15 protein-coding genes are annotated in these 13,578 nt (G+C 72.9%); 9 read left to right on the forward strand and 6 right to left on the reverse strand.

Annotated features, from left to right (window positions below):
* Positions 1–41 precede the first annotated feature (41 nt).
* Positions 42–2,066, reverse strand: coding sequence for a phosphocholine-specific phospholipase C (locus ACFCY7_RS36480; RefSeq protein ID WP_376490370.1), 2,025 nt, complete (start codon positions 2,064–2,066; stop codon positions 42–44).
* A gap of 158 nt (positions 2,067–2,224) precedes the next feature.
* A complete protein-coding gene (locus tag ACFCY7_RS36485) occupies positions 2,225–2,371 on the reverse strand; it encodes a hypothetical protein (protein ID WP_376490371.1) in 147 nt (48 codons plus the stop codon).
* A gap of 184 nt (positions 2,372–2,555) precedes the next feature.
* Here ACFCY7_RS36485 and ACFCY7_RS36490 point away from each other — a divergent pair, with 184 nt between their 5' ends.
* Together ACFCY7_RS36490 and ACFCY7_RS36495 are read left to right on the forward strand one after the other, a co-directional pair.
* Positions 2,556–3,479: an SIS domain-containing protein gene (locus ACFCY7_RS36490; RefSeq protein ID WP_376490372.1), complete on the forward strand. Its 924-nt coding sequence runs from the start codon at positions 2,556–2,558 to the stop codon at positions 3,477–3,479.
* 39 nt (positions 3,480–3,518) lie between these two features.
* Positions 3,519–4,355, forward strand: a complete 837-nt coding sequence (locus tag ACFCY7_RS36495) for a ketose-bisphosphate aldolase (RefSeq protein WP_376490373.1) — start codon at positions 3,519–3,521, stop codon at positions 4,353–4,355.
* On the opposite strand, the gene ACFCY7_RS36500 is transcribed toward ACFCY7_RS36495, so the two are convergent.
* Positions 4,333–5,253, reverse strand: a complete 921-nt coding sequence (locus ACFCY7_RS36500) for a LysR family transcriptional regulator (RefSeq protein ID WP_376490374.1) — start codon at positions 5,251–5,253, stop codon at positions 4,333–4,335. The genes ACFCY7_RS36495 and ACFCY7_RS36500 overlap by 23 nt on opposite strands.
* Positions 5,254–5,324: 71 nt before the next feature.
* On the opposite strand from ACFCY7_RS36500, the gene ACFCY7_RS36505 reads away from it, so the two are divergent.
* Entirely contained in the window at positions 5,325–6,257 is a 933-nt protein-coding gene (locus tag ACFCY7_RS36505; protein ID WP_376490375.1) for a DMT family transporter, read from the forward strand.
* Here the strand turns inward: ACFCY7_RS36505 and ACFCY7_RS36510 are convergent.
* A complete protein-coding gene (locus ACFCY7_RS36510; protein WP_376490376.1) occupies positions 6,194–6,637 on the reverse strand; it encodes a nitroreductase family deazaflavin-dependent oxidoreductase in 444 nt (147 codons plus the stop codon). The genes ACFCY7_RS36505 and ACFCY7_RS36510 overlap by 64 nt on opposite strands.
* A 182-nt stretch (positions 6,638–6,819) precedes the next feature.
* Here ACFCY7_RS36510 and ACFCY7_RS36515 point away from each other — a divergent pair, with 182 nt between their 5' ends.
* Both ACFCY7_RS36515 and ACFCY7_RS36520 read left to right on the forward strand, forming a co-directional pair.
* The gene (locus ACFCY7_RS36515) at positions 6,820–7,572 is read left to right on the forward strand and encodes an alpha/beta fold hydrolase (RefSeq protein WP_376490377.1); all 753 of its coding nucleotides are present in this window, start codon (positions 6,820–6,822) and stop codon (positions 7,570–7,572) included.
* Positions 7,573–7,640: 68 nt separating this feature from the next.
* Positions 7,641–8,624 (forward strand): serine/threonine dehydratase, encoded by a 984-nt coding sequence (locus ACFCY7_RS36520; RefSeq protein WP_376490378.1) that lies wholly within the window; start codon positions 7,641–7,643, stop codon positions 8,622–8,624.
* A 10-nt stretch (positions 8,625–8,634) separates the two neighbouring features.
* Here ACFCY7_RS36520 and ACFCY7_RS36525 read toward each other — a convergent pair whose 3' ends face one another.
* Complete coding sequence (locus tag ACFCY7_RS36525; RefSeq protein WP_376490379.1) at positions 8,635–9,105, reverse strand: Lrp/AsnC family transcriptional regulator; 471 nt, start codon at positions 9,103–9,105, stop codon at positions 8,635–8,637.
* Between the two features lie 94 nt (positions 9,106–9,199).
* On the opposite strand from ACFCY7_RS36525, the gene ACFCY7_RS36530 reads away from it, so the two are divergent.
* The 3 genes from ACFCY7_RS36530 (at position 9,200) to ACFCY7_RS36540 (ending at position 11,092) form a co-directional block, all read left to right on the forward strand.
* Positions 9,200–10,063, forward strand: coding sequence for an LLM class flavin-dependent oxidoreductase (locus ACFCY7_RS36530; protein ID WP_376490380.1), 864 nt, complete (start codon positions 9,200–9,202; stop codon positions 10,061–10,063).
* Positions 10,060–10,488 carry a nucleoside deaminase gene (locus tag ACFCY7_RS36535; RefSeq protein WP_376490381.1) on the forward strand — a complete coding sequence of 143 codons (429 nt, stop codon included), beginning with the start codon at positions 10,060–10,062 and terminating at the stop codon, positions 10,486–10,488. Before ACFCY7_RS36530 ends, ACFCY7_RS36535 begins: the two co-directional genes overlap by 4 nt.
* Before the next feature lie 70 nt (positions 10,489–10,558).
* Complete coding sequence (locus tag ACFCY7_RS36540) at positions 10,559–11,092, forward strand: GNAT family N-acetyltransferase (RefSeq protein WP_376490382.1); 534 nt, start codon at positions 10,559–10,561, stop codon at positions 11,090–11,092.
* A 24-nt stretch (positions 11,093–11,116) separates the two neighbouring features.
* On the opposite strand, the gene ACFCY7_RS36545 is transcribed toward ACFCY7_RS36540, so the two are convergent.
* Complete coding sequence (locus ACFCY7_RS36545; protein WP_376490383.1) at positions 11,117–12,397, reverse strand: serine hydrolase domain-containing protein; 1,281 nt, start codon at positions 12,395–12,397, stop codon at positions 11,117–11,119.
* A gap of 263 nt (positions 12,398–12,660) precedes the next feature.
* Here ACFCY7_RS36545 and ACFCY7_RS36550 point away from each other — a divergent pair, with 263 nt between their 5' ends.
* Positions 12,661–13,530, forward strand: a complete 870-nt coding sequence (locus tag ACFCY7_RS36550) for an acetylxylan esterase (RefSeq protein ID WP_376490384.1) — start codon at positions 12,661–12,663, stop codon at positions 13,528–13,530.
* Positions 13,531–13,578 lie beyond the last annotated feature (48 nt).

Here is a 13,578-nt window from a genome sequence, read left to right on the forward strand (position 1 = left end):
CCGGGCGGCAGCCGAGGGCGCCGCCCGGCGGTCGGGAGCGGTCAGCCGCTGATGCTCGGGGCTCCGGTCTCGATGTGGCCGGTGTACCGGCGCGACCAGGTGCCGTCGATGTCGGCGACGATCGTGAAGTCGTACCAGCCGCCGTTGTAGGCCACCGCGTTGAAGAAGTCCTCGCGGCTGGAGTTCGCCGGCACCGTGTACGTCCACGGCCCGTCCGAGCGGTAGGCGTTCGACCGGATCGTGAAGGTGACCGGGCCGCCCGACGCGTTGGTCATCCTGAACCACAGGGCCGTCTTGCCCGTCCCCGGCTCGGTCGCGAACCTGGCGGCCACCTCCACGGCCTTGCCCGCCTTGGAGGCATCGCCGATGAAGCGCCGCAGGAAGCGGTTGGGGCCCATCATCGAGATGTCGTACTTGCCCGAACCCGAGCCGAGGCCGATGTTGAAGTAGTCGGACGCCGTACCGCCCGGGTCGACGGTGTACTGCCAGGCGGCGGTGTCGCGGTACTGGTGCGGGTGGATCGAGAAGTGCGCAGCGCGCCGGGCCTCCGTCCCCTGGTTCGTCATCGAGAACCAGGCAAGGATCTTGCCGGCCGCCCCGAACTCGAACCGGTCGAGGTTGCCGTTCACCTGGTACGGCACCGCGCGGGCCGGCCGGGTGCCGGACTCCTGCGCGGGCAGGGCGTTGTTCTGGGGTGCCGGGTTCGGCAGCGGGCCGCAGGTGGCCTGGCCGATGACCTTCGCGGTGGAGGGAAGGCCCGCCGGCACGCCGTACGCCGGGTGGGCGAAGTCGAAGACCCCGGTCAGATCACCCGTCACCTTCCTGCGCCAGTCGCTGATGTTGGGGCAGGCGGCCGGTGTGCCGAGGGCCGCCGTCCAGGTCTCCATGAAGCGCAGCACGGAGGTGTGGTCGAAGACCTCGGAGCTCACCCAGCCGCCCCGGGTCCACGGGGACATGACAATCATCGGGACGCGGAAGCCCAGGCCGATCGGCGCGCCGTCGAGGTACTCGCCCGGCGTCCCCGGCGGGGCGACCGGCGGCGGCACGTGGTCGAAGAAGCCGTCGTTCTCGTCGTAGTTGAGGAAGAGCACCGTCGAGTCGAAGACCTCGGCGTCGGCGGCCAGGGCGCGGTAGACCAGGTCGACGAAGTGCGCGCCGTCACCGGGCGGCGCGTAGGGGTGCTCGGAGAACGCCTCGCTCGCCACCACCCAGGACACCTGGGGCAGCGTGCCCGCGACGACGTCGGCGCGGATCGCCGCGGCGATGTCGTCCGGGGTCGAGCCGGTGACCCTGGGGACCGATCCCATGCCCCGGTCGTACAGCGGGTCCCCGGGCCGCGCGTCGGTGAACTTCTTGAAGTACGCGAGGCCGTTGTCGCCGTAGTTGTCCTGGGCGTTCTGGTAGACCTTCCAGCTCACTCCGGCGCGCTGGAGCGCCTCGGCGTACGTCTCCCAGGTCAGGCCCGACTCGTCGCCGCCGTCCTTGCTGGCACCGTCGATCTTGCCGCTCCAGAGGAACGTGCGGTTGGGGCCGGTGGCGCTGAGCGCCGAGCAGAAGTACGCGTCGCAGATCGTGTAGTGGTCGGCGAGCGCGTGGTGGAAGGGGATGTCCCCGCGGTCGAGGTGGCCGAGGGTCCGGGTGTTGCCCACGCCCGTGACCCAGTTGTCGAGCCGGCCCTTGTTCCACGCGGCGTGCTGCGACGTCCAGCTGTGCGGCAGGTCGCCGTTGCACTGCGCGAGGGTCTCGCCGTCGACGCCTCCGGCGGGCGGGGTGTCGCTCAGCTTCCAGGGGTAGTGGCGGCCGCCCCAGTTGGGCTGGTTGAACATGCCCCAGCCGCCGGGCAGGTTGCCCGCGGCGCGGTCGGCGAAGCCGCGGACGCCGCGCAGGGTGCCGAAGTAGTGGTCGAAGCTGCGGTTCTCCTGCATGAGGATCACCACGTGCTTGACGTCGGTGAGGGTGCCGGTGGCCGTCGACGCGGCGGCGGACGCCGGCAGCGGCGGCAGCGCCGCACCCGCCACGAGCCCCGCGCCGATACCGACGAACCCCCTGCGGCTGATGGGAATCATGCCCCGCCTCTCGTGTCACGGTGTGCCCCGGTGGGCACGTCGGAGACATGATGGGGGAGACGAGCTTAAAGGTATACGGCTGTGCCGTAATTAGTGGGTTAACAGCCGAGGGCCAGGAATTCCTGGGGTGTGATTGGTCCGTTTGTGGACCAATGACATCAGGCGGTGATCGCCTGCACGCCGGCCCCGGTGGGTCGGGTCACCGGGGTCGGCGCGATGTCGGCGTCCGTCACGAGGGCGTCGATCCGGTCGGGACCGCAGATCCGGGCGAACGCGCGGCGGCCCGTCTTCGAGGAACCGGTCACCGTGACGGCCCGGCTCGCCCGCTCCGCGAAGGGCGTGCGTCCTTCCCTCCGGCTCGTGCGCGCGCCGGATTCTCCCCGCCGACGCGCGCGGGACCTGGAAAGACGGTGCATCTTTCTGTTTGAATACCCTCGACTTCGAGCACCTTCACTCATCATCGATGAGACTTCTTGCAAGGAGAGTCACATGACCATCACCCGTACCGCCGTGGAGATCGCCTCCCAGCCGGCGACCTGGCGCCAGGCTGCCCGTACCCTGCCGCAGCACTCCGCAGCCCTGCCCCGACGGGGGGAGCGGGTCGCGGTGATCGGCTGCGGCACCTCCTGGTTCATGGCCCTGGCCTACGCGGAGCTGCGCGAGTCCGGCGGTCACGGCGAGACCGACGCGTTCGCGGCCTCGGAGTTCCCCTTCGGCCGCCGCTACGACCGGGTCGTGGCGATCACCCGCTCCGGCACCACCAGCGAGGTCCTCGCCGTCCTCGCCCGCCTCCGCGGCACCGTGCCCACGGGCGCGGTCACGGCCGACCCCACGACCCCGGTGATGGACCTCGCCGACGAGGTCGCCGTCCTCGACTTCGCCGACGAGGAGTCCGTCGTCCAGACCCGCTTCGCGACCACCGTCCTCGCGCTGTTCCGCGCGCACCTGGAGGCCGAGGACGCGCTGCCCGACGGCGTCGCCACCGTCGAGGAGGCCGCGCGGGACGCCGAGCAGGCCCTCGCGGCGCCCCTCGCCGAAGAGGTCCTCACCGCCGAGCAGTTCACCTTCCTCGGCAGCGGCTGGACCTACGGACTCGCCCTGGAGGCCGGGCTGAAGATGCGCGAGGCGGCCGGCGCGTGGACGGAGGCGTACCCGGCCATGGAGTACCGCCACGGCCCCATCAGCATCACCGGCCCCGGCCGGGTGGCCTGGGGCTTCGGCGAGCTGCCCGCCGGACTCGCGGACGACGTGCGCAAGGTCGGCGGCACCCTCGCCGAGAGCGACCTCGACCCGCTCGCCGACCTGATCCGCGCCCAGCGCCTCGCGGTGGCCGTCGCCGAGGCCCAGGGCCTCAACCCGGACACGCCCCGCAACCTGACCCGCTCCGTGGTCCTCGCCGACGTCCATGCCTGACCGCCGCCCCGTATCCCCTCGCACCCCGGGAGCAGGACCATGCCGCTGACGCCCATCGACGAGATCGTCCGCCGTGCCCGCGCCGCGGGCACGGGCGTGGGGGCGTTCAACGTCCTCCAGCTCGAACACGCCCAGGCCATCGTGGCCGGCGCCGCGACCGCGGACCGGCCCGTGGTCCTCCAGATCAGCGAGAACACCGTGCGCTACCACGGCGCCCTGGAGCCGGTCGCGGTCGCCTCGCTGGCGATCGCCCGCGCCGCCAAGACCCCGGTCGCCGTCCACCTGGACCACGCCGAGAACCCCGACCTCGTCCGCGAGGCCGTCGCGCTCGGCCTGGGCTCCGTCATGTTCGACGCCTCCAAGCTCCCGTACGCGGAGAACGTCGCGGCGACCCGCGAGGTCGTGGAGCACTGCCACGGGCACGGAGTGTGGGTCGAGGCCGAACTCGGCGAGGTCGGCGGGAAGGGCGGCGCCCACACCCCGGGCGTCCGGACGGACCCCGAGGAGGCCCGGGCCTTCGTCGCGGCCACCGGCGTCGACGCCCTCGCCGTCGCGGTCGGCAGCTCCCACCAGATGGTGACCAGGGACGCGGTCCTCGACTTCGACCTGATCGCCCGCCTGCGGGCCGCCGTCGACACCCCGCTCGTCCTGCACGGCTCCTCAGGGGTCTCGGACGGGGACCTGGCCGCCGCGATCGGCGCCGGCATGACCAAGGTGAACGTCTCCACCCACCTCAACAAGGCCTTCACCCAGGCCGTCCGCACCCATCTCGCCGACCATCCCACCGCCGTCGACCCCCGCCACTACCTCGCCCCCGCCCGCGCCGCCGTGGCGCACGAGGTGGCCCACCTCCTCACGGTCCTTTCCCCGTCCTGACGGAGCGGGACCCGGGAGGCCGCTCCTCCCGAAGCGCCGTCAGGAGGCCGCGCACCGCGGGCAGGGCCAGCGAGGACTCCCGTACGGCGGCGTGGATCGAGCGGACCGGCTCCGGGCCGCGGAGCCTGCGGACCACCACGTGCGGGTGGTGGCCGCCCAGGCCGAGGAGCGGGATCAGGGCGATGCCGAGGCCGGCGGCGACGAACCCCTGGGCCGCCGCGTACTCCTCGCACTCCACGGCGACGTCGGGGGTGAACCCGGCGGCGGCGCACGCCTCCAGGACGGCGTCGAGGCAGGGGCCGGGCCGTTCGCTGCCCACCCACGGTTCGCCGGCGAGCGCGCCCAGGTCCAATGCGGTGCGGCGGTCGGCGAGCGGATGCCCCCTGGGCAGGACGGCGCGGTACGGGTCGTCGACCAGGTGGACCAGCCGGAGGCCGGCGCGGGAGGCGTCGCCACCGCCGTCCCGGGGCCGTACGACCAAGGTGACGTCCGCCTCCTCGTCGGGCGTGCCGTCGGCGATCCTCAGGTCGACGCGGACGCCCGGGTGTTCGGCCCGGAAGCGGGCCAGGGCGGGTGCGACGAGATCGGCGCCCGCGGTGGCGAAGTAGCGGACCGCGATCCGGCCGGTGCGGCCCGCCCGCAGATCGGCGAGGGCGGTCTCGGCCTCCGCGACCTGGCGGCCGATGACGGCGGCGTGCTCGGTGAGCAGCCGCCCGGCCGCGGTCGGGCGCACGCCCCGGCCGAAGCGTTCGAGCAGCTCGATGCCCGCCTCCTTCTCCAGGGCGGCGATCTGCTGGCTCACGGCGGACGGGGTGTAACCGAGGTTCGCGGCGGCGGCGGTGACGGAGCCACTGGTGACGACGGCCCGGAGCACCTGCATGCGTCTCACATCCAGCATGTAGCAGAGCTTAACGCCGGCTGTACGATCCTTCGCTTGTCCTGTCGAATGACCCCAGGGACCGTGGGGACATGACATCCGCGACGCGCATGGGCGTGCTGGCCCTGCTCTGGGGCTCGGGCTTCCTCTGGATCAAGATCTCCCTCAACGAGGGCCTCACCCCCGGGTGGATCACCCTCGTACGATGCCTGCTCGGCGCGGGAGTGCTCCTCGCGCTCGCGTACGGAGCCGGGCAGCGACTGCCCCGCGACCGGGGCACCTGGGCGCGCCTGGCCGTCGCCGCCCTCTTCTGCAACGCCCTGCCGTTCCTGCTCTTCTCGGTCGGGGAACAGACGGTGGACAGCGGAGTGGCGGGCGTACTGAACGCCACCACCCCCCTCTGGTCCCTCCTCATCGGCCTCGGCCTCGGGACGGAACGCCCGCTGCCCGCCACCCGCCTGACCGGCCTCGTCCTCGGCTTCGCCGGCGTCCTGCTCATCTTCGCGCCCTGGAGCGCGGGCTCGGGCCTGATGAGCCTCGGTGCCCTCGCCCTGCTCGGCGCCTCGGCCTCGTACGCGGTGGCCTTCGCCTACATGGCCCGCCACCTCACCGGCCGCGGCACCGCCCCGCTGGCCCTCTCCGCCGCGCAACTCCTCACGGCCACCGCCCTCAGCACGCCCGCCCTCACCGCCGGCGGCACCCCGACGGCGACCTGGACCGGGATCCTCGCCGTCGCCGTCCTCGGCGTCTTCGCGACCGGCCTCACCTTCCACCTCAACTACCGCATGATCGCCGAGGAAGGACCGACCAGCGCCGCCACCGTCGGCTACCTGCTCCCCGTGGTGTCCGTGGCGCTGGGCGCACTCGTCCTCGACGAGCCCCTCACCGCCCGGGTGGTCACGGGCATGGCCGTCGTCCTGGCCGGCGTCGGCCTGACCCGGCTCGGCCCGGGGCGACCGGCTCAGCCCAGGCCGACACGCTCGACCACGAACAGGGGGATCTCACGCTCGGTCCTGCGCTGGTAGTCCGCGTAGTCGGGGAACGCGTCGACGGCCCGCGCCCACCACGCCCGGCGCTCCTCCCCGGTGACCAGACGGGCCTTCATGTCCCAGACGTCGGGGCCGTCGCGCAGCTCGACGACGGGCGAGGCGACCAGGTTGTGGAACCAGACGGGGTGGTTCACCGCCCCGCCGTTCGACGCGACGAGCGCGTAGGAACCCTCGTGCTCCACGCGCATCAGGGGCGTCTTGCGGAGCTTGCCGCTCTTCGCGCCGAGGTTCGTCACCAGGACGACGGGAAGGCCGCGCATGGTCGTGCCCTCCGTCCCACCGGACGACTCGTACAGCTCGACCTGGTTCCGCACCCACGTCGTCGGGCTGGGCTCGTACTCGCCTTCGAGGGGCATGACTGTCCTTTCGGAGGGCGCGCGGCGGCGCCGGCGCTGCGTCCTCCGGACGCTATCCGACGTTCCACGGGCTCCCGGGGATTTCCGGCCCGGGGCGGCCGGCGGCCCCTTGTCAGCACCTGCTCGTAGGGTGGCTCCTGACAGAAGGCAAGCGCGCGGGGCGGCACAGGGGAGTGGGCGGCATGCGGGAGTTGTTCCTGGCGAAGGAGAAGGCGTACATCCGGTGGATCGCGCTGCCGGGGGAAGGACCCCTCCGGGTGTTCGTCCACGGCCTGGGGTGCACGGCGGCGTCGGACTTCGCGCACATCGCCGCCGACCCCGCGCTCGGCGGCGGGCGGGCGATGCTCGTGGACCTCCTCGGGCACGGGCTCAGCGACCGGCCCGCGGACTTCGACTACCGCATGGAGTCGCAGGCGGCGGCGGTGGCGGCCGTGCTCGACCATCTGGGGGTGACCGGCGTGGACCTCGTCGGGCACTCGATGGGCGGGGCCGTGGCGATCCTGCTCGCGGCGGCCCGCCCGGACCTGGTGGCCCGGCTCGTGGTGGCGGAGCCGAACCTCTACGCGGGCGGTGGCGCGTTCAGTTCGCCGGTGGCGGCCCAGGACGAGGACGCGTTCGTGACGACGGGGTTCGCCCGCATGGTCGCCGCGGTCGGCCGCGCCGACTACGCGGCCCGGCTGCGGCTCGCCGACCCGTTGGCCGTCCACCGCAGTGCGGTCGCCCTCGTCGAGGGAAGCGTGCCCGCCCCCGGCGACCTGCTTCCCGGGCTGGCCGTCCCCCGGCTGTACGTGGTCGGTGAGGCGAGCCTGCCGGACGCCGACGCGGCGAGCATGGCCGCCCGCGGCGTCCCGGTCGTCGAGATCCCCGGAGCGGGACACAACCTGATGCTCGACAACCCCGACGGGTTCGTCGCGGCGCTGGCCGACTTCCTCTGAGGCACCCGACCGCCCCTCACGGCGTCCTGCCCACGACCGTCCCGCCCCACCCCTCCAGGAGCGCCCGGATGCACCCCCTCACGTACGACGACATCAAGGCCGCGGCCGACCGGATCGGCGGCCACGTCCGCCCCGTCGCGGTCGCCACCCCGGACGCGGGCGGCGAGCCCTACGAGCTCCACCTCGCACTGGAGCTCATGCAGCACACAGGGTCCTTCAAGGCCCGTGGCGCGCAGAACTTCCTCCTCGCCCACCGCGAGCGGGGCACCCTCCCCGACGTCGGCGTCACGATCGCCTCCGGCGGCAACGCCGGCCTCGCCTGTGCCTGGGCCGCCCGCCGCCAGGACGTCCCCGCCACCGTCTTCCTGCCGACCACCGCCCCGAAGGTGAAGGCCGACAAGCTGCTCTCGTACGGTGCCGACGTGCGCCTCGTCGGCACCGAGTACGCCGAAGCGCTCGCCGCCTGCGAGGCGTTCGCCGCCGAAACCGGCGCGCTGGCCTCCCACGCCTACGACCATCCGCTCATCGCCGCCGGGGCCGGCACCCTGCTCGACGAGATCCTCCGGGCGGTGCCGGACCTCGACACCGTCGTCGTCTCGGTCGGCGGAGGCGGCCTCTTCGCCGGCGTCGCCACCGCCGCCCGGCAGCACGGCATCCGCACCGTCGCCGTCGAACCCGAGAACTGCCGTGCCCTCGACGCCGCCCTCCGGGCCGGACACCCCGTCGACGTCGCGGTCGACTCCGTGGCCGCCGACTCCCTCGGCGCACGGCGGGTCTCGGCCACCGCCCTGCACGCCGCCCAGCAGGACGGCGTCCGGTCCGTCCTCGTCCCCGACGCGGAGATCACCCGTACCCGCCGGGCCCTGTGGGACGACCGCCGCCTCGCCGTCGAACACGCCGCCGCCACCGCCCTGGCCGCGCTCACCACCGGGGACCGGCCCCGTCCCGCGGCCGGCGCCTACCGGCCGGAGCCGGGCGAGAAGGTCTGTGTCGTCCTCTGCGGAGCCAACACCGACCCCACCGATCTCGTGGGGGCGCCCGCGCACGCGTGACGCCCGGCCGTCACCCGGCGGGCGGCAGGCGCGTCCCGGGCTCGCGCGGGCCGCGGAACGGCAGCGTACGGCTGAACACGAGGTTGGTGGTCGTGCTCCCGAACCCGGCCAGCTCGTCGACGAGTTCCTCCAGATGGCCCATGGACGTGGCCGCCACCTTCAGGACGTAGCAGTCGTCCCCGGTGGTACGCAGGCACTCCAGGAACTCCGGCCGCTCGGCGAGCAGCCGGCGCAGCGGCTCGTGCCGGGTCCCCGGGTACTTCAGCCGCACCATCGCGAGGACCGCGTACCCGATCCCCTCCAGGTCCACCTCCGCCCGGTACCCGCTGATGATCCCGGACTCCTCAAGGCGCCGCACCCGCTCCTTCGTCGCCGAAGCGCTCAGATTCACCCGCCGCGCCAACTCCGTGTACGCGATCCGGCCGTCCTGCTGAACCTCCGTCAGGATGGCCCAGTCCGTCGCATCGAGACTCTCGGTCATCCGTCGATATTACCGGCGAATCCACGGTTGAACAGGGCCGGAACAGGCGGGAATGCCTTCTGGAGCCCCGTAGTGCCTGGTTAGCCTTTGCCCTGTGAAGATCGGAGTCAACATCCTCAACTTCGGCCCCGGGGCCGACGCCGGAGCCCTGCGCAGCTGGGCCCAGACCGTGGAGGGCCTCGGCTTCGACCTGCTGATGGTCTCGGACCACATCGCCATCACGCCCGACGTCGCCGAGCGCTATCCGGCCCCCTTCTACGAACCGTTCACCACCCTGTCGTGGCTGGCCGGCATCACCACGCGGATCCGGCTCGGCACGACGGTCCTCATCGCCCCCTACCGCCACCCCCTGCTCGCCGCCCGCATGGCGGCCAACCTCGACGACCTGAGCGGCGGACGGCTGGTGCTCGGCGTCGGAGTGGGATGGGCGCGGCAGGAGTTCGCCGCCCTCGGCATCCCGTACGAACGCCGCGGCCGCCTCACCGACGACCACCTGCACGCCATGCGCGAGGCCTGGGCCGACACCGCCGCCCACGGAGACCGGAAGATCCCGGTGTGGGTCGGCGGCAACACCGACGCCGGACTGCGCCGCGCCGTGCGGCTCGGCGACGCCTGGCACCCGCTGCGCCCCACCATGCCGTGGCTGCGCGAAGCGGCCCCCAGACTGAAGGCGGCCGCGGCGGCCCTGGACCTCCCCGCGCCTGCCTTCGCGCCCCGGATCGCCCTCAGGCTCACCGCTCGGCCCCTCGACGAGGCGGAGCGCCTCGCGGGGGAGGGCACCGTCGACCAGATCATGGACGACCTCGACCGGCTGCGGCAGCTCGGCGCCGAAGCAGTCGTCCTCGACCCGTACAGCGGCGATCCCGGCGAGACGAACCACCCCCACACCGCGTGGCAGGCACTCGCCACGATCGCCGCCCACTCCTTCCGCCCCCGCACCTCCACGGAGCCGTCATGACCACGCCCGACGACCACACCCTCCTCCGGCGGGCCATCGCGCTCGCGGCCACGGCCGTCGACAGCGGAAACCCGCCCTACGGTTCGCTCCTCGCCGGCCCGGACGGGACGGTCCTGGCCGAGGAGTACAACACCACCCTCACCGACCGGGACATCACCGCCCACCCGGAACTCAAGCTGGCGCGGTGGGCCGCGAGGGAGCTGGACGCGGACACCGCCGCCCGGACCACGATGTACACCAGCTGCAAGCCGTGCGACATGTGCGACGCGGTCATCCGGGGAGCGGGCCTGCGCCGGGTCGTGTTCGCTCTCTCCGACGAGCAGCTCCTCGCCATCCGGCCGGGCAGCGGACGGCCTCCCGTGCCCCAGGAGGGCCCCGCCCTGTTCGACGAGGTCCGCGCCGTGGTCGAGGGCTACTACCGCTGACCGCCACCCCCTCCGGCACGGGACCGGGCCCGTGGCACGGGCACGCCTCGGTGTGCGTCAGGATGGGTGCATGACCGAAATTCGTACACCTCGTCTCCTCCTCCGGCGCTGGAGCGACGACGACCTTGTCCCCCTGGCCGAGATCAACGCGGACCGCGAGGTGATGCGGTGGATCGGCGACGGCTCGGTGCGGGACCTGGACGAGACCGCCGAGGACATCGAGCGGTACGAGGAGGAGTGGGACGACGAAGGGTTCGGGATCTTCGCCGTCGAGCTCCTCGGATCCGGGGAGCTGATCGGGTTCGCGGGACTCTCCGTCCTGGACGCGCTGCCGGAGCCGGCGGCGGAGGTGGAGATCAGCTGGCGGCTCGGCCGCCAGTTCTGGGGGCAGGGGTACGCCTCGGAGGCCGCCCACGCGGTCCTGGAGTTCGCCCTCCAGGACCGCGGGCTCGACCGGGTCGTCGCCGTCACGCACATCAGCAACCAGGCGTCCGAGAGCGTCATCGGAAAGCTCGGCATGACTGCGGAGCGCGAGACGAACCACCCGGCCTTCGACGTACCGCTGCGGGTCTACGCCATCGACCTCACCGAGTACCAGGCCTGAGCACCCGGGAGGCCGCGGGCCACGCTAGTGGCGCTCGGGCAGGTCCCGCTCCGCCGGACGCGACGTGAGGTCCGGGTTGGTGGGGGCGGCGGAGCGCGCGGACGCGGCGGGGGCGGGCTTCTTGCCGCAGAACGCGGCCTCCAGCGTTCCGCCGAGCGCCGTGTTGGCGGCCCCGTGGTTCGAGGTGTTGGCCATGGCCGACAGGGCGCGCCGGCCGTCCCGGGTCGCGAAGGTGTACGTGTAGAAGCCCTGCACGGTGCCGGTGTGGCCGAACACCTGGGTGCCGCACGACAGGTCGTAACGGCGCAGGCCGAGGCCGTAGAACCGGGTGTTCGTGGTGTCCGTCGGGGTGACCGTGGTCATGGCCTCCATCATGGCCGGGGAGAGCAGCCGGCCGCGCATCAGGGCGCTGGTGAAGGTGTTCAGGTCGGCGGGGCTGGAGATGACGGCCCCGGCGGACTGCGCCCAGGACACGGTCTGCTCCGTGGAGTCCACCAGCGGGTCGCCGGCCGCGTCGGGGTGCAGGTAGCCGCGCACGTGCAGGCCCTTGATGCGGGCGTCCGGGTGGACGTACGAGGTTTTCCGCAGCTTCAGCGGCTTGAAGATGCGGCGCTCGTACGCGTCGGACACCGGCCGCCCGGTGAACTTCTCGATGAGCATGCCGACCACGACGAAGTTGGCGTTCGAGTACCGGTACGACGCGCCGGGCTCGTTCGTCCGGGGCTCGCTCAGCGACAGGTCGACGAGCTCCTGGAAGCTGAACACCCGGTTCCGTACCGCCTCGAAGCCGGGCACGGTGTCGTTGAACATCGCGTTGGTGTAGTCCGAGAGGCCGCTGCGGTGGGTGAGCAGGTGGCGGACCGTGATCCGGTCGTCGGGCAGCAGGCCCGGCAGGTACGCGTTCACGGACGCGTCGAGTTCCAGCTTCCCCTCGTCGACCAGCTGGAGCAGGACGACGGTGGAGAACGTCTTGCTGACGCTGCCGATCCGGAAGCGCGACTGGATGTCCATGGGAGCGCCCGAGACGCGGTCCTGGACGCCGGCGGTCCGGCTCTGCGCTCCGCCGGGACCGGTGTACCGGGCCATCGCGCCCGGCGCGCCGTTGGCCATCGCCGAGTTCAGCGCGGCGAGCACGCCCTCCATGTCGGGGGCGGGAACGGCCGCGTCCGCCGTGCGGACGGACGCGGCGGAGGAGGCGGGCGCGGGGGAGGCGGCGAAAGCGCCGGCGGCCGGGGCGAGGCCTGCGGCGAGGGCGGCGACCAGGGTGGTGCTGACGGCCAGACGTCGGTGCGACGACAGGGGCACGGGGATTCCTCGGATTCGTTCGGAGCGGTCGTTCGGCATGGATCATGAGTGCCAACGAGCGGGATCGGTTCCTGACTCGGGCGCACGAGTTCCGGAGCCCGCCGCTCCGAAGCCGGGCCCCGCGACCCCGCTTGGGCAGACGCCCAACCAGGCCCCGGCAGGTCTGGGCTCCTGCGGACAGACACGGGCGCCGAAGCGCTCGATCATGGCGCTGGTCACGCTTGCGAGGACGCGCAACGTGCCTGATCCGTAAAGGAGTTCCTATGTCAGGGAAATGGGGCCGCGCACTCGGCGGCCTGCTGCTCGCCGTCGTCACCGCCGTGTACGCGGCGCCGGGCACCGCCGGCGCGGCGGAGGAGACGACCGGCACGATCCCGTCGGTCGGCACCGACTGGGGCGCACCCGGCCCCTACGAGGTGGACGTCGACATCGAGGCGGTGCACACCTTCTACTACCCGCGGAACATGGGGCAGCGCGGCGAACTGCACCCGGTCGTCATCTGGGGCAACGGCACCGGCGCGGTCCCCGGCATCTACAGCTCGCTCCTGAGGCACTGGGCGAGCCAGGGCTTCATCGTCGCCGCCGCGAACACCCCCACCTCCAACTTCGCCCTCAGCATGCGCGCGGGGATCGACGTCCTCGAACACCGGAACGCGGACAGCGGCAGCCGGTTCTACCGGAAGGTCGACCTGGAGCACATCGCCTCCGCCGGCCACTCGCAGGGCGGCGCGGCGGCGATCAACGCCGCGATCGACCCGCGCGTCGACACCGCCGTCCCCATCCAGCCCGGACCGCTGGCCGACCCCGACCTGATGGACGAACCCGTCTTCTACCTCGCCGGACAGCACGACCTCACCGTCTGGCCCGCACTGGTCAAGGCCTTCCACCGGGACTCCGACCACGTGCCCTCCGTGTACGGCGAGATCCGCGGAGCCGGCCACCTCGACTCCATCGGTGACGGCGGCGACTTCCGCGCCCCGACCACCGCCTGGCTGCGCTACTGGCTCCTGGGCGACGAGAACGCCCGCGGAATGTTCTTCGGCCCCGGCTGCACCTACTGCACCGACAGCACCCTGTTCTCCGGATGGGACCGCAACACCAAGGCGCAGCAGATCCCCGGCACCACCCCCTGACGGCCGACCCGCCGCCCGTCCGCCCCGCACCGGTCGCCGGGTGCTGGG

Source organism: Streptomyces sp. NPDC056361 (assembly GCF_042262805.1).
Taxonomy (GTDB): Bacteria; Actinomycetota; Actinomycetes; order Streptomycetales; family Streptomycetaceae; genus Streptomyces.

Coding starts and splice junctions, on each gene's coding strand:
- ACFCY7_RS36480 (WP_376490370.1), bottom strand. CDS start 2,066: ATGATTCCCATCAGCCGCAGGGGGTTCGTCGGTATCGGCGCGGGGCTC.
- ACFCY7_RS36490 (WP_376490372.1), top strand. CDS start 2,556: ATGACCATCACCCGTACCGCCGTGGAGATCGCCTCCCAGCCGGCGACC.
- ACFCY7_RS36495 (WP_376490373.1), top strand. CDS start 3,519: ATGCCGCTGACGCCCATCGACGAGATCGTCCGCCGTGCCCGCGCCGCG.
- ACFCY7_RS36500 (WP_376490374.1), bottom strand. CDS start 5,253: ATGCTGGATGTGAGACGCATGCAGGTGCTCCGGGCCGTCGTCACCAGT.
- ACFCY7_RS36505 (WP_376490375.1), top strand. CDS start 5,325: ATGACATCCGCGACGCGCATGGGCGTGCTGGCCCTGCTCTGGGGCTCG.
- ACFCY7_RS36510 (WP_376490376.1), bottom strand. CDS start 6,637: ATGCCCCTCGAAGGCGAGTACGAGCCCAGCCCGACGACGTGGGTGCGG.
- ACFCY7_RS36515 (WP_376490377.1), top strand. CDS start 6,820: ATGCGGGAGTTGTTCCTGGCGAAGGAGAAGGCGTACATCCGGTGGATC.
- ACFCY7_RS36520 (WP_376490378.1), top strand. CDS start 7,641: ATGCACCCCCTCACGTACGACGACATCAAGGCCGCGGCCGACCGGATC.
- ACFCY7_RS36525 (WP_376490379.1), bottom strand. CDS start 9,105: ATGACCGAGAGTCTCGATGCGACGGACTGGGCCATCCTGACGGAGGTT.
- ACFCY7_RS36535 (WP_376490381.1), top strand. CDS start 10,060: ATGACCACGCCCGACGACCACACCCTCCTCCGGCGGGCCATCGCGCTC.
- ACFCY7_RS36540 (WP_376490382.1), top strand. CDS start 10,559: ATGACCGAAATTCGTACACCTCGTCTCCTCCTCCGGCGCTGGAGCGAC.
- ACFCY7_RS36550 (WP_376490384.1), top strand. CDS start 12,661: ATGTCAGGGAAATGGGGCCGCGCACTCGGCGGCCTGCTGCTCGCCGTC.